The organism is Corallococcus sp. AB018, assembly GCF_003986945.1.
GTDB classification, from domain to species: domain Bacteria; phylum Myxococcota; class Myxococcia; order Myxococcales; family Myxococcaceae; genus Corallococcus; species Corallococcus exiguus.
The window spans coordinates 1-26,244 of record NZ_RAWR01000101.1 but is presented as its reverse complement, the minus strand read 5'-3'; the positions used below and the strand labels follow the sequence as shown (position 1 = coordinate 26,244).

16 protein-coding genes are annotated in these 26,244 nt (G+C 69.8%); 10 read left to right on the top strand and 6 right to left on the bottom strand.

Annotated elements, in window-relative coordinates; translation table 11 throughout:
* The first annotated feature begins 79 nt into the window (after window positions 1–79).
* Together D7Y11_RS21910 and D7Y11_RS21905 are read left to right on the top strand one after the other, a co-directional pair.
* Entirely contained in the window at window positions 80–2,647 is a 2,568-nt protein-coding gene (locus D7Y11_RS21910) for an acylase (protein ID WP_126934677.1), read from the top strand.
* Window positions 2,648–3,017: 370 nt separating this feature from the next.
* Window positions 3,018–3,470: a DofA protein gene (locus D7Y11_RS21905; protein WP_120581340.1), complete on the top strand. Its 453-nt coding sequence runs from the start codon at window positions 3,018–3,020 to the stop codon at window positions 3,468–3,470.
* Window positions 3,471–3,545: 75 nt separating this feature from the next.
* Here the strand turns inward: D7Y11_RS21905 and D7Y11_RS21900 are convergent, their stop codons facing one another.
* Window positions 3,546–4,379, bottom strand: coding sequence for a ThiF family adenylyltransferase (locus tag D7Y11_RS21900; RefSeq protein WP_120581339.1), 834 nt, complete (start codon window positions 4,377–4,379; stop codon window positions 3,546–3,548).
* A gap of 11 nt (window positions 4,380–4,390) precedes the next feature.
* Window positions 4,391–5,107 (bottom strand): class I SAM-dependent methyltransferase, encoded by a 717-nt coding sequence (locus D7Y11_RS21895; protein ID WP_120581338.1) that lies wholly within the window; start codon window positions 5,105–5,107, stop codon window positions 4,391–4,393.
* Window positions 5,108–5,548: 441 nt separating this feature from the next.
* Here D7Y11_RS21895 and D7Y11_RS21890 point away from each other — a divergent pair, with 441 nt between their 5' ends.
* The gene (locus D7Y11_RS21890) at window positions 5,549–6,928 is read left to right on the top strand and encodes a hypothetical protein (RefSeq protein ID WP_126934676.1); all 1,380 of its coding nucleotides are present in this window, start codon (window positions 5,549–5,551) and stop codon (window positions 6,926–6,928) included.
* A gap of 22 nt (window positions 6,929–6,950) precedes the next feature.
* On the opposite strand, the gene D7Y11_RS21885 is transcribed toward D7Y11_RS21890, so the two are convergent.
* A complete protein-coding gene (locus D7Y11_RS21885; protein ID WP_120577978.1) occupies window positions 6,951–8,744 on the bottom strand; it encodes a sigma 54-interacting transcriptional regulator in 1,794 nt (597 codons plus the stop codon).
* Window positions 8,745–9,364: 620 nt separating this feature from the next.
* On the opposite strand from D7Y11_RS21885, the gene D7Y11_RS21880 reads away from it, so the two are divergent.
* Both D7Y11_RS21880 and D7Y11_RS21875 read left to right on the top strand, forming a co-directional pair.
* Window positions 9,365–10,594 (top strand): heparin lyase I family protein, encoded by a 1,230-nt coding sequence (locus D7Y11_RS21880; protein ID WP_120577974.1) that lies wholly within the window; start codon window positions 9,365–9,367, stop codon window positions 10,592–10,594.
* 80 nt (window positions 10,595–10,674) lie between these two features.
* Complete coding sequence (locus D7Y11_RS21875; RefSeq protein WP_126934675.1) at window positions 10,675–11,226, top strand: hypothetical protein; 552 nt, start codon at window positions 10,675–10,677, stop codon at window positions 11,224–11,226.
* Window positions 11,227–11,233: 7 nt separating this feature from the next.
* Here D7Y11_RS21875 and tesB read toward each other — a convergent pair whose 3' ends face one another.
* Window positions 11,234–12,103 (bottom strand): acyl-CoA thioesterase II, encoded by an 870-nt coding sequence (gene tesB, locus D7Y11_RS21870; protein WP_120577972.1) that lies wholly within the window; start codon window positions 12,101–12,103, stop codon window positions 11,234–11,236.
* 155 nt (window positions 12,104–12,258) lie between these two features.
* On the opposite strand from tesB, the gene D7Y11_RS21865 reads away from it, so the two are divergent.
* Together D7Y11_RS21865 and D7Y11_RS21860 are read left to right on the top strand one after the other, a co-directional pair.
* On the top strand, window positions 12,259–13,704 hold the full coding sequence (locus D7Y11_RS21865) for a glycosyltransferase family 39 protein (RefSeq protein WP_120577977.1): 1,446 nt from the start codon (window positions 12,259–12,261) through the stop codon (window positions 13,702–13,704).
* A gap of 162 nt (window positions 13,705–13,866) precedes the next feature.
* The gene (locus tag D7Y11_RS21860) at window positions 13,867–17,430 is read left to right on the top strand and encodes an endopeptidase (RefSeq protein ID WP_126934674.1); all 3,564 of its coding nucleotides are present in this window, start codon (window positions 13,867–13,869) and stop codon (window positions 17,428–17,430) included.
* 77 nt (window positions 17,431–17,507) lie between these two features.
* Here the strand turns inward: D7Y11_RS21860 and D7Y11_RS21855 are convergent, their stop codons facing one another.
* Entirely contained in the window at window positions 17,508–17,909 is a 402-nt protein-coding gene (locus D7Y11_RS21855) for a VOC family protein (protein WP_126934673.1), read from the bottom strand.
* Between the two features lie 219 nt (window positions 17,910–18,128).
* On the opposite strand from D7Y11_RS21855, the gene D7Y11_RS21850 reads away from it, so the two are divergent.
* Window positions 18,129–18,452, top strand: a complete 324-nt coding sequence (locus tag D7Y11_RS21850) for a hypothetical protein (RefSeq protein WP_120577969.1) — start codon at window positions 18,129–18,131, stop codon at window positions 18,450–18,452.
* Between the two features lie 296 nt (window positions 18,453–18,748).
* A complete protein-coding gene (locus tag D7Y11_RS21845) occupies window positions 18,749–20,782 on the top strand; it encodes a M20/M25/M40 family metallo-hydrolase (RefSeq protein ID WP_120577968.1) in 2,034 nt (677 codons plus the stop codon).
* 64 nt (window positions 20,783–20,846) lie between these two features.
* Here the strand turns inward: D7Y11_RS21845 and D7Y11_RS21840 are convergent, their stop codons facing one another.
* Window positions 20,847–23,846: an ATP-binding protein gene (locus tag D7Y11_RS21840; protein ID WP_126934672.1), complete on the bottom strand. Its 3,000-nt coding sequence runs from the start codon at window positions 23,844–23,846 to the stop codon at window positions 20,847–20,849.
* A gap of 30 nt (window positions 23,847–23,876) precedes the next feature.
* Between D7Y11_RS21840 and D7Y11_RS21835 the strand changes: the two genes are divergently transcribed.
* Window positions 23,877–26,244 (top strand): FUSC family protein (locus D7Y11_RS21835; protein WP_148139223.1); only part of this gene is annotated, 2,368 nt, incomplete at its 3' end.

Below are 26,244 nucleotides of genomic sequence, written 5' to 3'. Positions count from 1 at the left end.
TCCGTTTCGTCTCCGTGGAAAAGTCAAATCCCAGAAACATTGACCGGCGAATCGCCACCTTCCTAGTCTCCGGGCCGCCATGCCCGAGCACATCCCCGATAATCTTCCTCCTCGCGGTGGGTTCCGTTCTGTCCGGACCCGCCGTCTTTCTTTCTCCCTCATCGCGTCCCTGTCGCTCGCCGCGTTCAGCAGCGGATGTGACGACAAGGAGCCGGTCGACCCGACTCCGACGCCGACCACTCCGAAGTACACGGCGAAGATCAAGCGCACGTCGTACGGCATTCCGCACATCACCGCGGACAACTACGGCAGCCTGGGCTTCGGCCAGGGCTATGCCTTCGCGCAGGACCACGTCTGCACCCTCGCGGATCAGGTCCTCAAGGTGCGCGGCGAGCGCGCGCGCTACCTGGGTCAGGGCGCGGGCAACAAGCACGTGGGCAGCGACCTGGCGTACCTGGCCATGGACCTGATGGGGCGCGCGGAAGCGGCCTTCCCCACCCTGTCCCAGGAAATGCAGGACATGGTCACCGGCTATGTGGCCGGCTACAACAAGTACCTGCAGGACACGCCCCCGGAGGCCCGTCCCACCGAGTGCGCCAACGCGGCCTGGGTCAAGCCCATCACCCCGGTGGACCTGCTGGCGTACAACACGGACCTGACGCTGCTGGCGGGCATCAACGCGCTGGCGCTCACCATCCCGTCCGCCACGCCCCCCACCGTGGGCGCGCAGTCCGTGGACCCGAAGCAGGCCGCGCTGCGCCCGCAGATGCCGTCGCTGGAGGAACTCCAGCGGCTGAAGCTGGCGGACTTCGGCAGCAACGGCTGGGCCCTGGGCGGTGAGCGCACCGACAACGGCAAGGGCATGGTGATGGCCAACCCGCACTTCCCCTGGGAAGGCGAGCTGCGCCTGTGGGAGAGCCAGCTGACCGTGCCGGGCCAGATGAACGTCTACGGCGTGGGCCTCATGGGCGTGCCGGCGGTGCTCATCGGCTTCAATGACAACCTGGCCTGGACGCACACGTTCTCCGCCGGCCAGCGCGCGACCATCTACCAGGTGCAGCTGGTCCCGGGGAAGCCGACCGTCTACAAGTACGGCACCGAAGAGCGCCAGATGACCTCCAAGACCTTCACCATCCTGGTGAAGCTGTCGGAAGGGTCGCTGACGAACTACACGCAGACCGTCTGGTTCAGCCACTACGGCCCGATGATCGCCTTCCCGGACTCGGCCGCCCCGGCGGGCTTCCCCCCCGGCGCGCTGGGCTGGAACAGCCAGACGGCGCTCACGCTGCGTGACGCGAACATCGACAACACCAAGTTCCTGGACCAGTTCCACGGCATGAACAAGGCCAAGACGCTGGCCGAGTTCAAGAGCGTCTACGCCACCGAACAGGGCCTGCCCTGGGTGAACACCATGTTCGCCGACAAGGACGGCAACGCCTGGTACACGGACGCCACGCCTACGCCCAACCTCACGAAGGACGCGTACACGAAGTGGGCCACCGAGGCGAACACGCCCGCCCTCAACGTCACCTACGGCATCTTCCAGGCCCTGGGCTTCGTGGTGCTCAACGGCAGCGATCCGGCCAATGAGTGGCAGGTGGAGCCGGGCTCGCGCAGCCCCGGCCTCGTGCCCTTCGCCAAGGTGCCGCAGCTGGAGCGCAAGGACTTCGTCTTCAACGCGAACGACAGCTACTGGCTGGCCAACCCCGCCGCGCCGCTCACCGGCTTCTCCCCGCTGCACGGCTTCGAAGGCGTCGCCCAGTCGCCGCGCACGCGCATGAACGCCAAGGTCCTCACGGAGGCCACGGCCACCGGCGCCTCCGGCGCGGACGGCAAGTTCAGCTTCGACGAGCTGAAGACGGCCGTGTTCAGCAACCGCAGCTCCATGGAGGAGCTGCTGCGCGCGGCCGTCGTGGAGCGCTGCACGGGCAAGACGACGGCGACCTACAACGGCACCGCCGTGGACATCAGCCAGGCCTGCGCGCTGCTGGCCGGCTGGAACGGGCGCTACGACCTGGACCAGAAGGGCGCGTTCATCTTCCGCGAGTTCCTGGGCGCGTACACCGGCGCGCAGCTGGTCAACAAGGGGCCGCTGTTCGACGTGGCCTTCGACCCGGCCAACCCCATCGCCACGCCCAACACCCTGACGCCCGCGCCCGCCACGGGTGACGACCCGGTGCTGGTGAAGCTGGCGCAGGCCGTCTTCACCATCAACCGCTCCGGCAACGCGCTGGACAAGACGCTGGGCCAGGTGCAGTTCACCACCCGCTCGGGCACCGCCATCCCCCTGCACGGCGGCATGCACCGCGAGGGCATCACCAACGTGATGTCCTACGGCGCCGCCCGCACCACGGTGTTCGACTTCGCCCAGCCCCACACGGCCACGTACAACGCCAACACCCTGCTGGCGAAGGAGGGCTACCCCATCAACAACGGCAGCTCCTTCATCATGGCGCTCCAGTTCACCGACGCGGGCCCCAACGCCAACGCCGTGCTGACCTACAGCCAGTCCGGCGACCCCAAGTCCCCGCACTACGCGGACCAGACCCTGCGCTACTCCCAGAAGCAGTGGCGCCCCATCCTCTTCACGGACGCGCAGATCAACGGCGACGCGAACCTGGTGGAGACCACCGTCTCTGGCGGGTAACCGCTTCCGCTTGAAGACCTGAAGTCTCTTGAAGGCCCCGGGAGCCACCGTGCTCCCGGGGCCTTCTTGTTTTCATGGGGAATCGCCGTTGAAACTTGTTACATGGAACGGAATAGGCAGACAGGGCGGGCAGCCCTGGCGTCTGGGTTCAGCATCCAACAGCTGACATCCAAGGGGGCCTCCGAGGCGAACACACAGTCCGTGACGCCGTCAGGGCCGAGCCGATGTGTCGTCTCAGCAATGTCAGCCTCCAGGGCTAGTTTCTTGACCGCGGCTGAAGAGCAGGATGTCCCATAGGCCCAGGGAGAAAGCCCGGACGCGTACCGACCGGGACGGCCGCTGGGTCCGACACGAAGGAGTCGCGAACGCCATGGCACTTCCGGTCTACAAGACAGACGTCATCGACAAGGTGTTCTTCCTGCGCTGGGACGCTCCACCGACGCCGGAAGAGATTCAGGCGGTGTTCCAGAAGATGCAGGCCGCCTACCAACAACATCAGCAGCAGCCGCTGGTGCTGGTGACAATCGCGGGAGCGAAGTCCGCGGTCCCCAACAGCGAACAGCGGCGGCACCTGTCCAACATGCTGTCGGACGCGCGGGCGCTGTTCTCCGAAATCCACGTCATCATCGAAGGCAACGAGCTGCAGCACAACCTCCAGCGCGTCATCGTGTCGGGGATGCTCATCGTCACGCGCACGTATGACGACCAGTTCATCCGCGTGCACAAGAACGCGGACGGGGCGGCGGGCTTCATCGCCCGGCGGCTGGGCGTGGATGGAACGCAGCTGGTGAACGAAGCGCGGTCGCGCGGCGTGGTGATGTAGTCCCCGGGGGGATTCGGGGGCCCTTCAGAAGGGCCCCCGGCCCCGGAGAGAGAAGCCTTCGCGCGGGCGACCCTTTCAGCCCCTCGCGCCCTGCCCCACCGGGCGGGCCGGACGGGTGGCGCTGACGGAGCCGCGCACGTAGCGGTGGTCGAAGAGGTCCACGTAGAGGTACTCGGGCCAGGACACCATCGCGCGAGCCCCCAGCATCACGCCTCGCATGATTTCACTCACCATCAGCCCCGCGGCGGTGGTGGCGCCAATCACGCACGTGGGCGCGTGGCCCTTCCCCTGGTAGCAGGCATCCATGTACTCCTGGAGCATGTAGCTGCCCAGGTGCGGGATGATTTTCGGCAGGTCGATGCGGCCATCCGGGAGGATGAAGAGCTCCTCGTAGAGCGGCGCGTCCGGCTGGAAGACGTGCAGCGCGGCGCCAAAGCCCAGCATCAGCCCGGTCATGATGGGGATGCCCATCTCCCGGCACGTCTGGTGGAGCGACTCCTTGGCGCGGGCCCCCGCGATGTCGATGACCTCCACCACGTAGTCCACCGGCGGCAGGCCGCCCAGGCCCTGGAGCACGTGCGCCACGTTGGCGTCGGTGATGCCCTCCTTCAGCTTGTGCACGCGCAGGTCCGGGTGGATGTCCCGGCACATGCGCTCCACCACGTCCACCTTGTGCTGGCCCAGGGTGCTTTCAAAGCAGCCAATCTGCCGGTTGATGTTGTGGCGCTCGTAGACGTCGAAGTCCGCGAGCGTCAGGCAGCCGAAGCCCAGGCGCGTCAGGTCCACCGCGCACTGGCCTCCGGCGCCGCCCACGCCGGCGACGAGCACGTGGGTGCTGGCGAGCTTGTCCATGGTCTGCGGGTGGAGGACGCCCAGGTTGCGCTGGAAACGGGGGTTCACGTTGCTCATGGAAGGGCTCCCTACTTGCGCATGCAGACGTAGAAGTTCTCGCCGTAGTAGTCGTCGCCGTCGGCCACCAGCGCCTCGCTGAAGCCCACCTTCTCCAGCAGCTTCACCGCCTGGTCCGTGTCCAGGAAGGTGACCATCTCGTTGGGGTCCGTGGTGAGCCGCTGGGCGCAGGTGCGGTGGTGGTTCACCGCGCGCTGGAGGCTCTCCGTCCAGCGTCCCTGGGACTCCCATTCCCGGATGGAGTTCTTCAGCACCAGCTCCAGGTCGGGCCGGGGCCGCTTGTTGCTCGTCATGCACAGGACGCCGCCGGGCTTCAGGTGCGTCCAGGCCTCGCGCAGCACGGCCTCCGGGTCCTTCACGTAGAAGAGGACGTTGTTCATCACCACCGCGTCCGCGGCCCCCTCCACCTCCAGGGGAAAGGTCGTCACGTCCCCGGGCAACAGCGTCCAGCGGGCGCGCACCGCCTCCGGCTCCTTCGCGCGGCGGCGCACCGCCAGGGCCAGCATGGCCTGGTTGTTGTCGAAGCCGACGACGCGCTGCCCACGCCGTACCAGGGGCTCGCTCACGAGCCCCGTGCCACACCCCGCGTCGATGACGTAGGAGCGCTCCCGGGTGTCGCGGAGGATCTTCTCGCGCTGCCGCTGGTAGCACGGCAGCTCGGGGATCATTTGATCGTAGCTGTGCGCGAAGTCGTTCCAGATGTTGTCGACGAAGACGGTCTCGGGCATGGGTCCTCCCCCTCCGAGGGGAGTCAGGGTGAGACCCGATGTTGTCTCCCGTCCCACCGCCCCCGGGCGATTGCCCCGCCGTCGTCCCCTAACATCCAGGACTTGCCTGTTTCAAATGTATGTGTTGGATTGAATGAACAAACACACCCTGGGGGGCCGGCGGGGGTGTCCGTTCAGTCCCAGGGGACCCGCTCCATTCGTGGTCCGCATGTCTCAGCATTGAAGTACGCGGCGTCCTGCGTTTATTCACTCGGAGGGTGCTGGGAGCGGCGTCCAGCGGCCTTCACCGGTGAAGCTTGCCCTGCGGGGCAGCACCAATGAAATCAACTACTTGGGCCCTGGCGCGGAAGGTGCTCTGGGAAGGCCTGCATCGGGAGGCACCGGGTGTCAGAGCCTGGCGCTTGTCTGCGTGGGGGACCCTCAATGCGATCCGAGGTCGGTATGCGTGGGACGTTGAGCCTGTGGGCGATGCTGGCGTTGTTCGTGGCGCTGCGCGCGAATCCGGGGGACGCGCACGAAGTGACTCTTCAGGCGGATCCGTGGACGCGGCCACTGGTGGCGGCGGGCCTGGTGGCCTCCAGCACGAAGCGAGAGGTGCTGGGCGGTGGCCTGGCGCACTACAGCTGGAAGGTGCGGGTGGGCACGGGGAAGTACGACGCCATCACCGTGCACCGCGTGGTGCGCGAGGCGTACCCGTGGATTCCGGCGCGCAGCAGCCGGGCGGTGTTCATGGTGCACGGGGACCTGTGGGGCTTCGTGCCCGCGTTCCTCACCAACACCTGCGTGACGACGATGCCGGAGAACCGCTCCCTGGCAACGTTCCTGGCGAGCCAGGACGTGGACGTGTGGGGCCTGGACCTGCGCTGGGTGGGCGTGCCGGAGGCGGAGACGAACTTCCAGTTCATGGAGGACTGGAACATGCAGTCGCACGTGAAGGACGTGGGCACGGGCCTGGCGCTGGCGGACGTGGTGCGGCGGCTGTCCGGCAACGGCGGCAACAACGACCGGATGTTCCTGCTGGGCTGGAGCCGGGGCGCGACCCTCGGGTACGCGTACCTGGACGGGGAGTCGCAGCGTCCGCGCGCCCTGCGCCGGGTGGACGGCTTCGTGCCCATGGACATGGTGCTGCGCTACGGGCCGGACGCGGCCGAGCAGCGCCAGTGGGCGTGCCAGCGGTACGAGGCGCTCCAGGCCGCCCGTGACGAGGGCCGCACGGAAGGGGGCCTGCTGGGGCCCGCGCCGGGCATGCCGGTGAAGACCATGGGTGAGCTGGCGACCCGCGCTCCCAACGCTCCGTCCCCGCTGGCCCCGGCGGGCTTCGCGGGCCCGGTCCGGCCCACCAACCGGAAGTTCGCGGTCATCGCCGCCGGGCGGACCGGGGCGCTCCTGGCGCCGCTCCAGCCGATCACGCCGGGCTACCACCTGGCGGGCAGCGTGCCGGACACCGCCGGCCTTCCGGACAGGACGGCCTTCACGTCGGAGCCCACCCTGTTCGACTACCTCCAGCTGGCGGTGCCCTACCAGAGCCTCAACGAGGTGGTGGAGACGGAGAAGCAGCTGTGCGGCCTGGACGTGCCCTACGACGACCACCTGAAGGACGTGAAGGTGCCGGTGCTGTACGTGGGCGCGGCGGGCGGCGTGGGCCGCTACGGCGAGTACTCCACGCGCCTCCTGGGCAGCACGGACGTCACCCACCTCATCGTGCGCAGCCGGCCGGAAGCGCAGCGCGAGCTGGACTTCGGCCACGCGGACCTGTTCCTCGCCAGGGACGCGCGCGTGCGCGTGTGGCAGCCCATGCTCCAGTGGATGCGGGCGCACTGACGAAGGCGTGGAGGGCGGAGGGCTACTCCGCCTTCCACAACCCGTGGCGCCGGGCCCGGCGGCCCAACGTCACGGGGTCCATGCCCAGGGCCACGGCGGCTCGGCGCAGGACGCCGCCATGGCGCTCCAGGGCCTCGCGGATGAGGTCGCGCTCCACCTGCTGGAGCCGGGCCCTCAGCGAACCATCCCCGGTGGGGTCCGCCCGGGGCAGCGTGTTGTTGAGGAGCGCGGGCGGCAACAGGCGCCGGGTGAGCATCTCCCCGGGCCGGGACAGGAGCACCGCTCGCTCCACCACGTTGCGCAGCTCGCGCACGTTGCCCGGCCAGCCATAGCCGTGCAGCACCTCGTCCGCGTCCGGGGCCACGCCCGTGGCGGAGCGCTTCAGGGTGCGGTTGAACTGCTCCACGAAGGCGCGGGCCAGCTCCGGGATGTCCTCCGGGCGCTCGCGCAGGGGCGGGATGTCGATGGTGAAGCTGTTGAGCCGGTAGAAGAGGTCCGCGCGGAAGCGGCCGGCGCGCACCTCCTCGCCCAGGTCCCGGTTGCTCGCGGCCACCACGCGCACGTCCACGTGGCGCACCTGGGTGCCGCCCACCGGGCGGATGTCGCCCGTCTCCAGCACGCGCAACAGCTTCGCCTGGAGGTTGGGCGTGGTGTTCTCAATCTCATCCAGGAAGATGGTGCCGCCGTTGGCCAGCACGAAGAGGCCCGGGTGGTCCGACACCGCGCCGGTGAAGGCCCCCTTCACGTGGCCGAACAGCTCGCTCTCCAGCAGCGTCTCCGTGAGCGCGCCGCAGTCCTGGACGACGAGCGGCAGGTCCCCCCGGCCGGAGAGGCGGTGGAGGATGCGCGCCAGCACCTCCTTGCCGGTGCCCGTCTCGCCCTGCAGCAGCACCGCCACCCGGTGGGGGGCCACCAGACGCACCATCTCCATCACCCGCTGCATGGGCGGGCTGCGGAAGCCCAGGTCCTCCCCGTGGCGGCCCACGCCCACCACCGGCGTCTGGGCCAGCGCGCGCTCGCGCATGAGGTTGCGCTCCAGCTCCAGCGCCATGCGCCACTGCTCCGTGCGGAAGCCATGCTCGCGCCCTGCCTGGAGCACCGCCTCGCGCATGGCTTCCGGGTCCGGCCAGGCCCCCGGCGCCCGGTAGATGCGGCCGGAGTTGAAGAGCGCCACCAGCCGCTCGGGGGCCGCGGGGGCGCAGTAGACGATGCGCGAGGCCAGGTCGCTGGGCGGCCCCGCCCCCGTGGGGTCCACCTCCGCGCGCAGCTCCGCCAGGGACTCCACCAGCGCGAGCGCCCGCGACTCGTCCTGGCCGCACACCAACAGCACCGCCATGTCCCCGCGCGTGAGCAGCGCGTGCACGTCCTCCGCGGTGGCGGCGAAGTGCGGCGTGGCCACGCCGTCCAGGGCCTGGCGCACCGCGCGCGACTCGTCGTCCGAGGCGAAGGCCGCCACCACCTGCAGGTGGGACGTGGCCAGGTAGCGCGCCAGCTTCACGCCGTCCGCCGCGTCGAAGGCGCCGAAGCTGATGCCCAGCGCCGCGACGGTGCCCCCGCCGCCCGCCGTGTCGTGGCGCCAACGCACCGTGCCGTGCACCCGCACGTGGGCGCCCGTGTCCGGCAGCGAGAAGGCCATCTCCACCGGCTCGTTCTCGCGCGGGCCCTCGGAGGGGCTGCGCGGCGTGGCGATGAGCCCGATGCCCGTCTCGCTGATGTTCACGGACCAGCAGCCATGCAACGCCGGCTGGGTCACCACCTTCACGTACAGCGGCTTGCGCTCGCTCCGGGGCACCTGCTCGGAGTCGGGGCGCGACATGGGGTGCGTCACTCGACCGGCCTCATGGCCGCCGCGCGGCGGGCTTCCTGGAAAAATACGAACATTGCGGACGGGGTTTCTGCCTGATTCTCCCGTCATCGCAAGTCGGCGGCAAAGGGGATGTCCTCTCAGCACGCCGCAAGTGGACACGGGTCCAAAGCGCCCTGCCCGGAACACGGCGAACCCTCCCCCACACCGCACCACAACCCACGGCGCGAAACGTCCGTGCTCCGGCGGTGCGCATCCCACGCGACGGGCCGTGTCGTCCCTTCCGGCGTGTTGAAGGATTCCAACGGGGCCGTCTGAAATTGATGTCTGTCTTTTGTTCCGAACCTGCCCAGCATGCAAGCGGGCTCAGCGTCGCTTGTGTTCGAAATAAAACTTCGGTATTCGGTTTATCACCTTGGAACACGGCAGGCTTTCCCCCCGCTGCCGGATGGAGCACCGAACACCCTTCACGCTGTCTTTCTCCTCCCGTCGACGCGGCCCTGTCGAACAGGTCCGGGAGCACGAGAGGGGATTGTCCCGCCGTAAAGCCAGACATCCCCCAGCCATGCCCCTGTCTCCTGTCGTTGGAGCATGGCTTTTCACTGCCTGTCCTTTCCCCCTGGGCCAATTCCTTGAAGAAAACCCTCCTCCTGGTTGAAACGTTGTTCGTCCTGGGCGCCGTCGGCTGTGGCGCTCCGGATGGTTCCCTTCCGGTTGAAGACCGCCAGCCTACGCTCGAGACGTCCGCCGAGGATCTCACCACCACCGGCTGCACGCAGCTCACCCCCGCCAGCGTGAAGGCCAGCGGCGACGACGGCGCCGGCAGCGTCGCGGCGAACGCGATGGATGATCAGCTCACCACGCGCTGGAGCAGCCTGGGCAAGGGCCAGTGGCTCGACTTCGACCTGGGCGCCACCAAGGCCGTGAGCGCGGTGTCGGTGGCCTGGCACGAGGGCAACAAGCGCGCGAACACGTTCACCGTCTCCGTGTCGCCGGACGGCTACACCTATACGCAGGTGTACAGCGGCAAGAGCAAGGGCAACACGACCGCGGCGGAGACGTACGCCTTCACGTCGGTGAGCGCGCGCCGGGTGCGCGTCACGGTGCAGGGCAACTCCCTCAACGACTGGGCCAGCATCGCGGAGGCGCGCCCGTGCTCCGGCACCACGACGGCGCCGCCCCCCACCACCCCGGGCGGCATCGTGTGGCGGGGCGACTTCGAGTCCGGCAGCCGCAGCCAGTGGGACGGCACGCAGATGATGTCCGCGGACCGGCTCCAGGTCGTCTCATCGCCGGTGCGCGAGGGCGGCTACGCCCTCAAGGCCACGGTGAAGCAGGGCGATGACCCCATCAACTCCAGCGGCAACCGCAACGAAATCTTCAAGCAGACGAAGGAGGCGGTGGGCTCCGAGTACTGGTACCGCTGGAGCACGCGCTTCGCGGCGGACTTCCCCAGCGTGAACACCTGGCAGCTCTTCACCCAGTGGCACCATGACGGGTGCTGCGGCTCGCCGCCGGTGGAGTTCTACGTCTACGGCGAGGAGATGCGGCTGAACATCGGCGGGTCCCCGGGCACCATCGTCTGGCGCACGCCGCTGGTGCGCAACACGTGGCACGACTTCGTCTTCCACGTGAAGTGGTCCCCCAACGCGAGCGTGGGCTTCGTGGAGCTGTACTACGACGGCCAGCTGGTGCTGCCCAAGCGCAACATCGCGACGCAGTACTCCGGGCAGCTCAACTACCTGAAGATCGGCCTGTACCGGAACGACACCATCGCGCCGGTGGGCGTCGTCTACCACGACGGTTGGGTGATGGGCCGGACGCAGGCGGACGTGCTGGACGCCAACTACAAGTTGAAGTGAGACACCGGCCGCGTGCCCCGGTAGGCGCCGGGGCACGCTCCGGGATAGGCTTTCACGAGTCCATCCCGAGGAGTCGTCTCATGCGTCTGTGCGCCGCGCTGACCGCCCTGTCCCTGCTGGCGTCCTGCACCACGACCTACGCCATTCCCAAGCCGGAGCTCACGCGGCTGGATGGCTTCCGGGACGAGAACGCGGCGCTGATGCGGGAGCTGGGTGACGTGATGCTCAACCGCGTCACGGACCGCAAGCGCACAGTGCGGGACGTGGAGGGCCAGGCACACCAGTTCACCTCCGACACGCCGCTGGCGCTGGTCTCCGCCCAGTCGGACACGGAGTTCCAGCGCTTCATCGAGGTGGGCGTGGACGGCGACCGCTTCCGGGGCGTGCCCCTGGAGGGCTCCACCTCCAGTGCCGCCGCGCCCCCGGTCGTCGTTTCCCTGTCGGAGGTGGACCACGCCCGGCTGCGCGAGTTCAGCCTGGGCAAGACGCTGCTGCTGACGGGCACCATCGGCGCGGCGCTGCTCGGGTCGCTGGTGGTGGTGAGCATGTTCTTCAAGCCCACCACCGGCTCGGACCCGGACGACCGCGGCGGCGTCATCGACCTGGGCCCGACGCCCCGGCTGACGTTCTGAGGTTCCGCTAGCGCGCGTCCGTGCGCTGGCGCAGCAGCCCTTCCTGGGCCACGGAGGCCACGAGCCGCCCGTCGCGGGTGAAGACATGCCCGCGCGCCAGGCCGCGGGCGTTGCCGGCCCAGGGGCTTTCCATGGTGTAGAGCAGCCAGTCGTTGACCTTCAGGTCGCCGTGGAACCACAGCGCGTGGTCCAGGCTGGCCATCTGGAAGCCCGGCTGGAGGAACGTCTGCGCGTGCGGCTGGAGCGCGGTGCCCAGCAGGTTGAAGTCGCTGGCGTACGCGAGCACGTAGCGGTGCACCTGGGGCTCGTCGGGCATGGCGCCGTCGGCGCGGAACCAGACGTGCTTCACGGGCGGCTCGGCGGTGGGCTCGAAGGGGTCTACGTACGTCACCGGGCGCATCTCAATGGGCTTGGCGGAGAGGAACTTCTCCCGGTGCCGCTCCGACATCCGGCCCGCGTGGCGCCCCAACAGCTCCAGGTCCGTGGGCAGTGACTCCGGCGGCGGCACGTCCGGCATGGTGGCCTGGTGCGTGAAGCCCGGCTCTTCCCCCTGGAAGGACGCCATCAGCGTGAAGATGGGCTGCCCCTTCTGGATGGCCACCACGCGGCGGGTGGTGAAGCTGCCGCCGTCACGCACGCGGTCCACGGTGTAGACGACGGGCAGGCTCGCGTCCCCGGGGCGCAGGAAGTAGCCGTGCAGCGAGTGCACCGCGCGCTTCTCCTCCACCGTCTGGCTGGCGGCGGACACGGACTGCCCCAGCACCTGCCCTCCGAAGAGCTGCCGGAAGCCCAGGTCCTGGCTGGCGCCACGGAACAGGTTCTCCTCGATGGGCTCCAGCTTCAGGAGCCCCAACAGCTCGTCCAGCACCCGGCTCATGTACGTCCTCCCGTTTTGACGCACCCCGTCCATATCCCAGCCCCAGGCCCGTGCGCGCGGACCAATGTAGAGTGCGGCGCCTTTCTGCCCCGGAGGAGCCCGTGGCCTCGCTTTCCCTGCCAGACGCCGTCCGGCGGCACCCGGCGGCCTGGGGCATGGTGGCCACGTTCGCCGCCAGCCTCCTCCTGCGCGGACTGTACCTGGCGGGTTCGCCGGACCGGGACTGGCCCTTCTCCGTCTTCTTCGCGGGCGACGCGCGCTTCTTCCACACCGCCGCGGTGGACCTGGCGAGGGGCCGCGAAGGCCCGGTCGCCCTGCCCTACCACCCGCCCCTGTTCCCCGCGCTGTTGGGACTGCTGTACCGGGTGCTGGGCGAGCCCGCGGGCAGCGCGCTGCCGTACAAGCTCGCGCTCGCCTGTCTGGGCGCGGCCACGGTGGCCTTCTGCCAGGGCTTCTGGCGGCGCCTGTTGGGAACGCCGTGGAGTCTGGTGGCGGCGGGGCTGTACGCCACGAGCTTCGGGTGGCTGGTGCTGTCCACCACGTACAGCAATGAAACGCTGTCCGCGCTGTGGCTGTGTTTCACCTGTGCGCTGGCATTGCGCATGGGCGGCGCGGTGCCGTCCTGGCCCGCGGTGTTGGGATTGGGCGCGGTGATGGGCTGGGGCACCCTCACCCGCGCGGAGCACCTGGGGCTGTGGCCCTTCCTCCTGACGTATGCGTGGACCGCGCGCGAGCGGGGGCCCTGGAAGCCGTGGGCCCTGCGCTGGGGCGCGGCGATGGGCGTGTCCCTGCTCCTGCTCGTGCCCTCCGCCCTGCGCAACGTGGACACGATGCGCGAATTGAACGCGCGGGCGCCGCACCTGGAGCCGCTGCCGGAGTGGGTGCCCGTCACGGTGTATGGGCCGCTCAACTTCGCCATGGCCAACCACTCGGGCGCCACCGGGGGCTTCACGCCGGCCCTCATCAATCAAGGCGGCAACAACGGACAGTTGGACCCCTCCCGCCCGGAGCACCGGCGCCTGCTCTTGCACGGCTACGCGGAAGGGCTGCGCTGGATGGTGGCCTCGCCCGGCGACGCGGCCCGGCTGCTCTGGACGAAGCTGGACCTGTGGCTGGACGGCCTGCGCCTGGGCATCGGCGTGTCGGACGTGCCCGGAGGACTCACCGGCGAGCGCGCCCCGGTGGACGTGTTCGTCCCCGACTCCGCGTGGCTCAAGTGGCCGCTGGCGGCGCTGCTCCTCGCGGGGATGCTGCTGTCGCTCAAGCCCGCGCACGCGCCCTTCCGGCTGCTGTCGCTGGTGGTGCTGCACCGGGTGCTCATCACGCTCGCCTTCTTCGGCTATGCGCGCGGCCTGCTCGTCGTCTTCCCCGCGCTCCTGCCGCTCCTGGTGCTGCCATTGAAGGTCCTGGGCGAGCGCCACGCGGCCGTGGCCCGGAGGCTGCCCGCGCTCGCTGGGGCGCTGCTGTTGCTCCTGTGGGCGGAGGCCGCGCTCGTCGCCACGCGGGAGACGCCCCGCCGCTTCATGGCCAGCGGCACCACCGACGCGGTCAATGGCAAGCTCATCCAGGACGACCGCGTCCGGCTGTGGCCCCAACCTTGAGCGAGTGAACACTCCAAGCCGTTGATTCCCTTCCACTTTCTGAAATACTGCCCTAATCAGGAATAACCGCAATACCAACTTAAAAAGCATATGACCTAAGCAGGAGGCGCTCCGCCCCGGAGCCCGCCGGTCCCGTCCGGCGGCATCACCCGAGGAGACGTCATGCGCCCCCTGCGGTCAGCGTTGTGTTGTCTTGCCCTCCTGGTGTCATCCACGACGTACGCATTCCAACCCTCCCAGCCCGAGCAGCAGAGCGCGGCGGCGAAGAAGGCCTTCTTCAAGCCAGACCTCTACCTGCCCATCCAGAACGTGCCGCTGGAGAAGGCGCGGTCGCTGATGCCGCGCGCGGGCGCGGACAAATGGGCGGGGTTCGTCACCCGCTTTGGCGGCAACGTGCAGGTGTATCTGGATCCGCTGTCCGGCATGCCCACGGGCATCCAGGGCAGCTTCCCGCTCATCCCCGGTGACGGCTTCCGCAACAACGTCTCGCTCGAGTCCGTGCGCCAGGGTCTGGGCCGCTCGGTGGGCAGCGTGGACGAGTCCGTGGTGGGAGAGCTCGTCTTCAAGTTCGTCGCGGACCATCAGGACGCGATTGGCGTGGACCTCTTGCAGCTGGGTTCGCCGCGCGTGACGCAGGTGACGGAAACGCTGTGGCAGGTGCACATCCCGCAGGTGGTGAACGGCATCACGGTGCGGCACGGCCGGCTGGCGGCCACCATCAGCCACGGCAACCTCATCCTCCTGGGCACGGAGGCGTGGGCCAACGTGGGCATCGACACGAAGCCCCGCTTCACCGCGAACCAGGCCATTGCCGCGGGCAGCACGTTCCTGGGCCAGACGCTGTCGCCCACCAGCCTGTGGCAGCAGCCCACGCTGGAGGTGACTCCGTTCGCGCGCACGGGCGCGGCCTTTGGCCAGGGCTACGGCCACGCGCTGGTGTGGAGCTACGGCTTCTCCAACCCCGGTGAGCACGAGCGCTGGAAGGTGACGGTGGACGCCAACTCCGGCGAGGTGCTCGCCGTGGAGGATGACAACCACTACTTCGACGCGCAGGTGAAGGGCGGCGTGTACCCGTCCACCAACATCGGCACCTGCACGTCGAAGGAGACGTGCGGCACCATGCAGCCCAACACGCCCATGCCGTGGGCGAACACGGGCTTCGCGTCGCCCAACAACTTCACGGACGGCGCGGGCATCTACAACTACAGCGCCGGCACCCTCAACACGACGCTCGCCGGCAAGTACGTGAGGATCGCCGACAGCTGCGGCGCCATCAACGTGAGCTCCGCCACGGGCAGCCTGGACCTGGGCGGCGTGAACAACGACCACGACTGCACGGTGCCCGCGGGCACGTCCGCGGGCAACACCCCGGCGGCGCGCTCCAGCTTCTACGAGCTGAACAAGATCAAGGAGGTGGCCCGCGGCTGGCTGCCCAGCAACACCTGGCTGCAGGGCCAGCTGACGTCCAACGTGAACCTGTCCAGCACGTGCAACGCGTTCTGGAACGGCAGCACCGTGAACTTCTACAAGTCCGGTGGCGGCTGCCGGAACACCGGTGAGATTGGCGCGGTGTTCGACCACGAGTGGGGCCACGGCATGGACAACTTCGATGCCAACGGCTCGCTGTCCAACTCCAGCGAGGGCTACGCGGACATCGCGGGCATCCTGCGCCTGCAGACGTCCTGCGTGGGCTACGGATTCTTCCAGACGACGAACACGGGCTGCGGCCTCACGCCGGACGGCACGGGCTACAACCAGCAGGAGTCGCAGGTGACGGGCCAGTCCTGGTGCAACCTGCGCTGCTCGGGCGTGCGTGACGCGGACTGGGCGGCGAGCGCGCCGAACATCCCGGCCACCCCGCAGAACTTCACCTGCAAGATGTGCTCGTCCGGCTCCGGCCCGTGCAGCAAGCAGGTGCACTGCGCCGCGTCCCCCGTGCGCCAGGCGGCGTGGGACCTGGTGACGCGCGACCTCACGGCGGCGCCCTTCAACTACAACTCCAACGACGCGTTCCTCCTGGGCAACAAGCTCTTCTACCAGGGCTCCGGCAACATCGGCACGTGGCACGCCTGTAACTGCACCGCGGGCACGTCCGACGGCTGCGGCGCGACGAACGGCTACATGCAGTGGCTGGCCGCGGACGACGACAACGGCAACCTGGCGGACGGCACGCCGCACATGACGGCCATCTACGCCGCGTACAACCGCCACAACATCGCCTGCTCCACGCCCGCGCCCACCAACGGCGGCTGCGCGGCGGGCCCCACGGCGGCCCCCACCACCACGGCCACCCCGGGCGACAGCCAGGTGAGCCTGTCGTGGACCGCTTCCGCGGGCGCCAGCCAGTACTGGGTGATGAAGACGGAGGGCTTCGCGGGCTGTGACTTCGGCAAGGCGCGCGTGGCCACCGTCACCGGCACCAGCTACACGGACCCGGAGGTCGCCAACGGCCGCCAGTACTGCTACTCGGTCGTGCCCGCGAGCAGCAACGCGTGCTTCGGTCAGGCGTCCGCCTGCACCTGCACCACGCCCACCTGCGCGGCGCCCGGCGCTCCCACGCTGTCCACCCCCTCCTCCGGCGCCACCGGTGTCGAGCTGCTCGCGGTGCTGGACTGGGCGGACGTGACGGGCGTGTCCGGCTACGAGGTCCAGGTGGCCACCGACAGCGCGTTCACCAACGTGGTGCGCAGCGCCAACTCACTGGTGGCCAGCACCTGGACGGTGTCCCCGGGCCTGTCGGCGACCACCGCCTACTACTGGCGCGTGCGGGCGCTCAACTCGTGCGGTGGCACCAGCTCCTGGAGCGCGGCGCAAAGCTTCACCACGCGCGGCTGCGTCACCCTGGCGGCCCCCACCCTGACGGCCCCCGCCAACGCGGCCACGGGCGTCGCGCTGGCGCCGGCGCTGGACTGGTCCGACGTGACGAACGCGTCCGCGTATGACGTGCAGGTGGCCACCGACAGCGCGTTCACCAACGTGGTGCGCAGCGCCACCGGCCTGTCCACCAGCGCGTGGAACGTGACGCCGGGCCTGTCCAACCTCACGGCGTACTACTGGCGCGCGCGGGCCACCGACAGCTGCGGCGCGAGCCCGTACAGCACCGCCTTCAGCTTCACCACCACCAACGTGTGCACGCCCACCGTGGCCACGTACAACTCCACCCTGCGCACCCCGGCTTGCGGATCCGTGTGCGGTTGCGACACCGGCCCCACGCTCGTCAACGGGCGCGGAACGATGTCCGGCGGCATCGAGCCCAACCAGCCCAACACCCTGGGCGCCACCTGCACGGACGGAGCCTCCGGCGTCTACCACTCGGATGAGAGCATCGACCGCATCGTGCTCAAGACGGTGGACCAGGGCACCATCACCCCGGGCAAGCAGCTCACCGTGGACGTGACGGTGTGGTGCTACGGCACCACGGACCAGCTGGACCTGTACTACACGACGAACACCACCACGCCCGCGTGGACGGCCGTCGCCACTGCCCAGGCCTGCACCGCGGTGGGGCTGAAGACGTTCTCCATCCCCGTCACCGTGGGCAGCACCACCGGCAACCACGCCGTGCGCGCGCAGTTCCGCTTCGGCGGCACCGCCTCCAGCTCGTGCGTCACGGGCAGCTACAACGACCACGACGACCTGGTCTTCAACGTCGCGTCCGCGGTGGCCGCCAACCCCACCGCCCCGTCCGCGAAGCAGGTGCGCGGCCGGGCCGTGACGGCGCGCTAGTCAAGACGCGCGAAGCCGTCCTTCAGTGACATGGGGGCTCCCGGTCCACACCGGGGGCCCCCGTGCCTTTTCACGGCTCACCAGGTGTAGACGACGGACGGCGCCGAGCGCTTCGCGGGCCCGTGGTGGACCATCTCGATGTTGTTGCCGTCCGGATCCAACACGAAGGCCGCGTAGTACCCCGGATGGTAGGAGCGCTCCCCGGGAGCCCCGTTGTCACGGCCCCCCGCGGCCAGCGCAGCCTGGTGGAAGCGGTGCACCATCTCCCGGTCGTTCGCCTGGAAGGCCAGGTGCACGCGCGCGGTGGGCTCGCGGTCGTTGCTGAGGAACAGCTCGTCCGCTGCCAGGTGCCGCTCGCTTTCGTTGAAGACCGGGATGCCCATGACTTCCAGCACCGCGCGGTAGAAGCGCTTGCTCGCCTCCAGGTCCCGGACCTGGAGGTGGACGTGGTCGAACATGCGGCCGTGGTGCAGTTCCATGGTCTGCCTCCCGTGATTTGCGTGCCGGGTGTCGTTCAACACCGCGCGCGCCCGCCACCATCAGAGCCGCAATTCACGCATGTCAAGGCGGCTCCGCCCGGGAAGTCGTGAAAGCGGCAGCGACTTCCACAAAAGCGCGGGCGCGCGGCGGCGGGACGACGCAGCTTCGTGCGATAGTCCGCGCCACTTCGCAGTTCTTGCCTTCAGGAGGGTGCCGCGATGTTCATCGAAATCATCGTCCTGCCCCGTGAAGAGCAGTCCCCGAACCGGCGCGCGGCAAAGGCCTCCAAGGCTCCCCAGCCGCTGGAGAAGCGTGGCCGCGCGGAGCTGGCCCAGGTGTGGCGTGAAGAGGGCAAGGCCTTCCACGGCGCCGTCCTGGAGTTCATCAAGGCCCAGCACCTCCTGGGCGCGGTGAAGTGGATGAGCGAACCGGGCCTGCTGCCCCAGGTGACGCTCGTCGCCTCGGACCGCGTCCTGGAGAAGCTCCAGGCAGAGCCCCGCTTCGCGGCCGGCCGCTCGCTGAGCATGAACCTGCAGACCTGAAAGCCGCTCGTCCTCCGCGGCTCCCCCTCGCGTTTCCCATTTTCCAATCATTTTTCCGTGACACCCGCGTGAGCCCTTCCGCGGCGCGTCCACGGCGTGGCCGGGGTGCGTTACCGTTGGCGGCGAAAGCTGTCTCATCGTGTTTCACGATGCTGTCAGCCTTGACGGCGGTGTCTTGAATTCCACAGGATGCGCCCCCAACCCCCGAGGTCTGGCCAGACGGCCCGGACTTGAACGTGGGCGGTCCTTGCCGTGCCTCCCGTCAGTGCGCCCCTCGCCTGGAATCGGAGCGGAACATGCGTTTGAAGAGAGTGGTCCCCGTGGTCGTGTCGCTGTGTTGCGCCACCGCTTCCGCCGAAGAGCCGCGTGACAAGGAGGTCTACATCAGCATCGGTTCGGAGACGGTGGGCACGGTGCGCTCGTCGTTCCGCGGCGGGAACGCGCCCACCCTGGTGCGCGAGGCGAACGGGGTGAGCGTGCTCAAGCTCACCGAGTCGCAGCTGGGCGACGTGTCCGCCATCATGCATGACCAGTATCACCGCTGCGCGGGCTTCATGGCGCACGACACGCAGGAGGCGGCGCTCGCGGCGCTCGGCCCCGCGCAGCCCGTGCAGTCGCTGGTGAGCTACACGCTGGACAACGCGCCGGTGGTCAACTCGCTGTTCTCCGGCCTGCAGGAGGCCAGCCTGCGCAGCACCATCATCCAGCTGGCCAGCTACACGAACCGCTACTACAACAACTCCACCGGCGGCACGCAGTCGGCCAGCTGGCTGCGCGACACCTGGACGTCCTACGCCACCGGACGCGACGACGTGAGCGTGCAGCTGTACACGCACTCCGGCTGGACGCAGCCGTCCGTCATCGCCACCGTCACCGGCACCGTCTACCCGGATGAGGTGGTGGTGATTGGCGGCCACCTGGACTCCATCAACATCAACGTGAGCTCCTCCAGCCGCCCCACGGCGACGGCGCCAGGCGCGGATGACGACGCCTCCGGTGTCGCCACGCTGTCGGAGGTCTTCCGCGTGGCGATGGCCAAGGGCTACAAGCCGGCGCGCACGGTGAAGTTCATGGCGTACGCAGCGGAGGAGGTGGGCCTGTACGGCTCGCAGGCCATCGCGCAGGCGCACAAGTCCGCGGGCGCCAACGTGGTGGGCGTGCTCCAGCTGGACATGACCAACTACCGCGGCTCCACGTGGGACCTGACGCTCGTCACGGACAACACCAACGCGGCGCAGAACGCGTTCCTGGGCAACCTCATCGACACGTACACGGGCTACACGCGCACCAACATCACGTGCGGCTACGGGTGCTCGGACCACGCGTCGTGGACCGCGCAGGGCTACCCGGCGTCCCTCCCGTTCGAAGCGCAGATGAACAACGACAACCCCAACATCCACACGGCCAACGACACCCTGGCCAACAGCACGGACGGCAACGCCAACAACGCGCTGAAGTTCGCGCGCATTGGCGCCGCGTACCTGGCGGAGCTGGGCAAGGGCACCATCCCGGGCCTGCCCACGGACACCACGCCCCCCACCGTGTCGCTCACCGCGCCGGCCAGCGGCGCGACGGTGAACGGCACCACCAGCATCACCGCGACGGCCAGCGACAACGTGGGCGTCAGCAAGGTGGAGTTCCTGGTGGACGGCGTGGTGAAGGGCACCATCGTCTCTTCTCCGTACAGCTACGCGTGGGACAGCCGCACGGTGGCCAACGGCAGCCACACGGTGGCGGCGAAGGCGCATGACGGTTCGGGCAACACCACCACCACGACGGCGCGCACGGTGACCGTGGCCAACGTGTCCACGACCGGCACCTTCGACAGCACCTACAAGACGCTGCGTTGCAGCGAGGCGGCGGCCACCTGCGACAGCGGCACGCTCTTCAACGGCCGCGGCACCCGTGGGCCTGAGGTGAACACGCCCAACACGCTGCGCGGCACGTGCAAGGACGCCAGCAGCGGCACCTACAAGAGCGACGAGTCCATGGAGGCCCTCAAGGTGTCCACCGTGGACGGCTCCAACTTCGCCGCGGGCAAGCAGGTGAAGGTGGAGGCCACCGTCTGGGCCTACGCCACCCCCACGTCGGATCGGCTGGACCTGTACTACACGGCCAACGCCACCGCGACGACGCCCGTCTGGACGTTGATCACCTCCGTCACGCCGTCGGGCGCGAACCTGCAGACGATCTCCGCCACGTACACGCTGCCCGCCGGCGCCAACCAGGCCGTGCGCGCGCAGATGCGCTACGGCACCGGCGCCCCGACCAGCGCGTGCATCTCCGGCGAGTACAACGACCGCGACGACCTGATGTTCACCGTCCAGTAGGCCGCAGCTGACTTGAGCTGACGTGGAGGGGATCCGGGACGCGTGCCCGGGTCCCCTTCGTGTTTCAGGCCGCCTTGAGCCCTTCGAGCGGCAGCTCCACCACGAAGGTGGAGCCCAGGCCCGGCGCGCTGTCCACGGTGATGCGGCCACCGTGCGCCTCCACCACCTGCCGGGCAATCCAGAGTCCCAGGCCCAGGCCCCCGTAGTTGCGCCCGGGCACCGCGCGCTCGAAGCGCTCGAAGATGCGCGCGCGGTCCGCCTCGCTGATGCCAATGCCCTCGTCGCGCACGGTGAGGCGCGCGGTGCCGTCCTCGGCGGCCACGCGCACCGCGATGGGGCGGCCCTGGCCGTACTTCGCCGCGTTCGTCAGCAGGTGGTTCACCACCTGGTCGATGCGCAGCCGGTCATACCGGCCCACCAGCGGCATGTCCGCGTCCAGCGTCACCGTCACGCCCATCCGCGCCACCTCCTCGCGCAGCCGGGCCACCGCGTTGCCCACCACGGAGGTGAGGTCCACGTCGTTCAGGTCCAACGCGAGCCGGCCGGTGGTGAGCTGCGACACGTCCAGCAGCGTCTCCATCAGCGCGTGCAGCCGCTGCACCTGCCGGCCGGCGGACTCCAGCGGGCTCCTCGCGCGGCCCAGCGCGTCGTCTCCCAGGCTGCGCTCCAACCGCTCCAGGTGCAGGCGGAAGGCGGCCAGCGGCGTCTTCAGCTCGTGGCTCGCCACCGCGAGGAAGTCGTCCCGGGCCTGCACGCTTTCGCGCAGCGACTGGGCGAGCATCTCCTGGCGCAGGGCCTCTCGGCGGCTGCGCGACAGCTCCAGCATGGAGCGCACGCGCGCCACCAGCTCCCGGGCGCTGAAGGGCTTCACCAGGTAGTCGTCCGCGCCCGCCTCCAGCCCCTCCACCGCGGCCTCCTCGCCGGCGCGGGCGGAGAGCATCACCACGGGGACGGCGCGTGTGGACGGCCGCTCGCGCAGGCCGCGCAACAGCCCGAAGCCGCCCAGCCGGGGCATCATCACGTCCGTCAGCACCAGGTCCGGAGGACTCGCGCGCGCGGCGGCCAGCGCTGCGTGTCCGTCCGTCGCCAGCGTCACGTCGAACGACGGCGACAGCACGCGCTCCACGTACTCGCGCATGTCCGCGTTGTCGTCCACCACCAGCACCTTCGCCCGGGGAGCCTCCTCTGCTGGAGGCTCCTCGTCCGTCAGCGCCCGCACCGGCTTCAGCGCCCGGAGCACGGGCTCCGCGTCCGACCAGCGCTCGGCCTCCTGGAGGTAGGGGCGCGCGTCCAGGGCGGTGGACTCCTGCTGACGCGCGGCCTGGATGCGGTCCGCGGGCAGGTGCGCGTGGCCCCGGGGGATGCGCACGGTGAAGGTGGTGCCCCTCCCCTCCTCGCTCTCCACGGTCACGTCTCCGCCGTGCAGCTCCACCAGTTCGTGCACGAGCGCCAGCCCGATGCCGGTGCCTTCGTGCGTGCGGCTTCGCGCGTTGCGCACGCGGTGGAAGCGCTCGAAGAGGTGGGGCAGCTCCTCCGCGGGGATGCCCGTGCCCGTGTCGGTGACGCACAGGAGGATGGAGGCGCCCTGGGCCTCCTGCCGCACGATGATGCCGCCCTCGAAGGTGAACTTGAGGGCGTTGGAGAGCAGGTTGAAGACAACCTTCTCCCACATCTGCCGGTCCACCCAGACGGGCTCCGGAAGCGCGGCGCAAGCCACGCTGAAGGACAGGCCGGTGCGCTCGATGGCGGAGCGGAAGTGGCCCGTGAGGTCCCTGGTGAAGGAGGCCAGGTCGGTGGGCTCGAAGCTGGAGTCGATGCGGCCCGCCTCCAGCCGGCTGAAGTCCAGCAGCGTGTTCACCAGCCGCAGCAGGCGGCCCGCGTTGCGATGGACGAGCTCCAGGTCCTTGCGCGCGGCTTCCGTCACCGGCACCTGCGCGAGCACGTCCTCCAGCGGCCCCAGCATCAGCGTGAGCGGCGTGCGGAACTCGTGGGAGATGTTGTGGAAGAAGGCCGTCTTCGCCCTGTCCAACTCCGCCAGCGCCTCCGCCCGCTGGCGCTCCTCCTCGTGGGCTCGCGCGTTGCGCAGCGACGCCGCCACCTGCGCGCTCAACAGCTCGCTGAAGGAGGCGTGGCCTTCATCGAAGGCGCGGTTGGGGGACAGCGCCGTGACGAGCACCCCCAGCGGCGCGGCCGTGCCGGAGCCCGCGAGCGGCTGGAAGAGGAACGTGCCCACCGCGTCACCAAACGGTCCGCCCTTCAGGGACAGCAGCGCCTCCAGTCCGTCGCGCCGCACCCGCTCCCCTCCGAGCGCTCGCAGGAACGGCGCCGCCCTCCGGGAGCCGGCATCCAACTGCACGGTCTCCGGGCTCAGGGGGCCGCCGCGTTCGATGCCCACGGTCCCGCACAGCGTCAGCGACCTGCCGTCCCCCTCGCGCAGATAGAGGAGCGCGCACGGCACATCCAGGGGGTGGTCCGCCAGGGCGGTCAGCAGGTCGCCGCACGTCTTCACCACGCTGCGCGTGTCCGCTGCCTGGGCGGACAGGTCGCGCAACAGCCGCGTGCGCCGCTCGCTCAGCACCCGGGGCGTCACCTCCGCGCACACCGCGAGCATGCCGCCAATGGCACCCGTGTCGTCGTAGGCGGGCGCGTGGCTCACGTCGAAGTAGGACTCCTCGCGGTAGCCGCTGCGGTTGAGGAGCAGTTGGAGCGCGGGCACCCAGCTGGCGACGCCCGTCGTCATCGCCTCGCGCACCAGCGGCTCCAGCGAGTCCCACGCCTCCGCGAGCGTGCCCCGGATGTCCGTGCCCAGCGCGGCCGGGTGCTTGTCGCCAATCACCAGCGAATAGGCGTCGTTGTAGAACTGGGTGAGGTGCGGACCCCAGGTGAGGATCATGGGGTAGCGCGACCCGAGCAGCGTCTTCACGAGCATCTTGAGGCTCGTGGGCCAGGAGGCCACGGGCCCCACCGGTGACGCGGCCCAGTCGTGCGTGCGCACCAGCGCGTGCATCTGACTGCCGCCGGTGAAGAGGGTCTCCGGCGTCTGCTGCGGAACATCCTGACTCATCGCGGGCGCTGCTCCTCACATCAGCGAGCCATGTCCCTAAGTCGGCTCCTGGGGGCTTCCCACTGGAAATGTGCCCATCCGTTCGGAGTGGAGCACCTCCCGGGCGCCCGGCTGGCCGCCTGCCGCGGAACAGCGGGCGGGCTGTCCTCCGCCAGGCACCGGTCCCACCTTGGAAAGGCCCTGTCCCTGCGGCTGGGAGGCACGCCGCTGGAGCGCTACATCGCGCAGCTCCATGCCGAGGAAATGGTCCCCGCCCCGCACCGAGCCTCATCCAGCGTCCGGCGCGCGAGTGACGCCCCCCGGCATCGGGCCCGGATTCCGGTGGCCCGGCCGGAGGCGTTGCTCTATGGGGGACGGGTGCTCCACCGTCAGTTCCTGGACCATGCGAAGGCCGTGGCCCGCTTCGCGCCCGTGCGGCCCGCGGTGAAGGCGGGCCTCCGGGCCGCGCTCGCGTTCTTCGTCCCCACCGTCGTGGGCACCGCGCTGCATCTGCCCGCCACCCTGTGGCTGGCGATCGGCGGCTTCAACACGTCCTTCGTGGACAAGGGCGGCTCCTACCACGCCCGCTTCCGCGCCATGGGCGGCACGGCGCTGGCGGCGGCGGTGTCCGCGGTGCTGGGCGGCCTCGCGGGGATGCACCCCGCCCTGGCCATTCCCGCGACCTTGCTGTGGGTGACGGCGTGCAGCTTCGCGGGCGTGTACGGCGCGGCGTCGAACATCACCGGCAACATCGCCGCCACCACCTTCGTCATCGCGCTGGGGCTGCCTGCTGACAGCGTCGTGCACGCACTGGAGTCCGGCCTGGCGGTGCTGGGCGGCTCCGCGTGGGCCATGGTGCTGTCGCTGGTGCTCTGGCCCATCCGCCCCTACCGGCCCGCGCGCAAGGCGGTGGCGGCGTGCTTCGACGCGGTGGCGGACTACGCGGAGGGGCTGTCGCGCACGGTGCAGGGCGCGCGCGAGGACGCCTGGCAGGCGCTCATCCAGGAGCAGCACGGGCGCATCCGCGAGCTGCTGGAGCTGGCGCGCACCACGCTCGCGGCCACGCGTCAGGGCCGGGTCGAGCGCGGCCGGGGTGAGCGGCTGCTGGTGCTGCTGGAGTCCGTGGACGCGATGTTCATGGGGCTCATCGCCCTGGGCGAGCAGTTGGAGAGCCTGGGCCCGCCGGTGAGTGGCCCCGTGGGAGACCCGCGCGCGGCGGTGGCCGTGGCGCTGCTGGACTGCGCGAACACGGCCAGGGACCTGGTGCGGCTGGTGGAGCAGGAGGGCCGCAGCCGCAGGCCCCAGCCGGAGTGGGACGGGCGTGCGCTGTGCGACGCGCTCGGAGACCTGGACGCGCGCGGACTCGTCACGCGACTGGAGCGGGCGCGGCTGTCGGACATCGCGCGGTTGCTCACGGAGCTGCGCGAGCGCGCGGACGTGGCGCTGGACACCGCGTGCCGGCTGGCCGGCCCCCTCACTGAAGCCCCGCCTCCCGCTCGCGCGCTGGCCGAGGAGTCGCACGCGTCCCTGCTGGATCCGGTGCGTGCGCACCTCACGCTGGATTCAGAGGTGCTGCGGCACGCGCTGCGCGCGGGGCTGACCACCACGGCGGCGGTGTACGTGGCCAGCGTGTTCCGGCCGAACCACGGCTACTGGGTGACCATCACCGTCCTCACCATCATGCAGCCGTACACCGGCCCCACCTACCTCAAGGCGCTCCAGCGTGTGCTGGGGACGGTGGTGGGCGGCCTGCTGGCCATCGCCGTGTCGTCCTGGCTGCAGAATCCGCACGCGATGATGGGCCTGTTGTTCTGCACCGCGGCCCTGTGCGTGAGCCTCATCCCGCTCAACTACGGGCTGTACACCATCTTCGCCACGCTCACCTTCGTGCTGCTGGCGGAGCTGGGCAGCGGGGACTGGACGCTGGCGCCGGTGCGCATCGTCAACACGCTCATCGGCGGCGCGCTGGCGCTCGCGGGCACCTTCTTCCTGTGGCAGCGCTCGGAGAACCAGCGCTTCCCGGCGCAGATGGCGGACGCGCTGCGCGCGGACCGTGAGTTCTTCAACGTGCTGGCTCGCGCGTGGCAGCGGAACGGGCCACCGGAAGCGGCGGCGCTGGCGGAGGCGCGCCGCAAGCTGGGGCTGGCCACCATCAACGCGGAGACGTCCTTCCAGCGACTGCTCACCGAGCCGCGCTGGCGCACGGAGGCGGTGGAGCCGCTGATGACGCTGCTCGCCTTCACCCGCCGGTTCGCGGCTGTCTGCACCCTGCTCGCGTCGCGGCGCTCCGTGCCCTCCACCCCGGCGGTGCAGGAGGCCCTGTCGCGCTTCGCGCGCGCCATCGACGCGAGCATGGAGGACCTGGCGGACTCGGTGCACCACGGCCGCCGCCCCAAGCCCCTGCCCGCCCTCGACACGC

Coding starts and splice junctions, on each gene's coding strand:
- D7Y11_RS21910 (WP_126934677.1), top strand. CDS start 80: ATGCCCGAGCACATCCCCGATAATCTTCCTCCTCGCGGTGGGTTCCGT.
- D7Y11_RS21905 (WP_120581340.1), top strand. CDS start 3,018: ATGGCACTTCCGGTCTACAAGACAGACGTCATCGACAAGGTGTTCTTC.
- D7Y11_RS21900 (WP_120581339.1), bottom strand. CDS start 4,379: ATGAGCAACGTGAACCCCCGTTTCCAGCGCAACCTGGGCGTCCTCCAC.
- D7Y11_RS21895 (WP_120581338.1), bottom strand. CDS start 5,107: ATGCCCGAGACCGTCTTCGTCGACAACATCTGGAACGACTTCGCGCAC.
- D7Y11_RS21890 (WP_126934676.1), top strand. CDS start 5,549: ATGCGTGGGACGTTGAGCCTGTGGGCGATGCTGGCGTTGTTCGTGGCG.
- D7Y11_RS21885 (WP_120577978.1), bottom strand. CDS start 8,744: ATGTCGCGCCCCGACTCCGAGCAGGTGCCCCGGAGCGAGCGCAAGCCG.
- D7Y11_RS21875 (WP_126934675.1), top strand. CDS start 10,675: ATGCGTCTGTGCGCCGCGCTGACCGCCCTGTCCCTGCTGGCGTCCTGC.
- tesB (WP_120577972.1), bottom strand. CDS start 12,103: ATGAGCCGGGTGCTGGACGAGCTGTTGGGGCTCCTGAAGCTGGAGCCC.
- D7Y11_RS21865 (WP_120577977.1), top strand. CDS start 12,259: ATGGTGGCCACGTTCGCCGCCAGCCTCCTCCTGCGCGGACTGTACCTG.
- D7Y11_RS21860 (WP_126934674.1), top strand. CDS start 13,867: ATGCGCCCCCTGCGGTCAGCGTTGTGTTGTCTTGCCCTCCTGGTGTCA.
- D7Y11_RS21855 (WP_126934673.1), bottom strand. CDS start 17,909: ATGGAACTGCACCACGGCCGCATGTTCGACCACGTCCACCTCCAGGTC.
- D7Y11_RS21850 (WP_120577969.1), top strand. CDS start 18,129: ATGTTCATCGAAATCATCGTCCTGCCCCGTGAAGAGCAGTCCCCGAAC.
- D7Y11_RS21845 (WP_120577968.1), top strand. CDS start 18,749: ATGCGTTTGAAGAGAGTGGTCCCCGTGGTCGTGTCGCTGTGTTGCGCC.
- D7Y11_RS21840 (WP_126934672.1), bottom strand. CDS start 23,846: ATGAGTCAGGATGTTCCGCAGCAGACGCCGGAGACCCTCTTCACCGGC.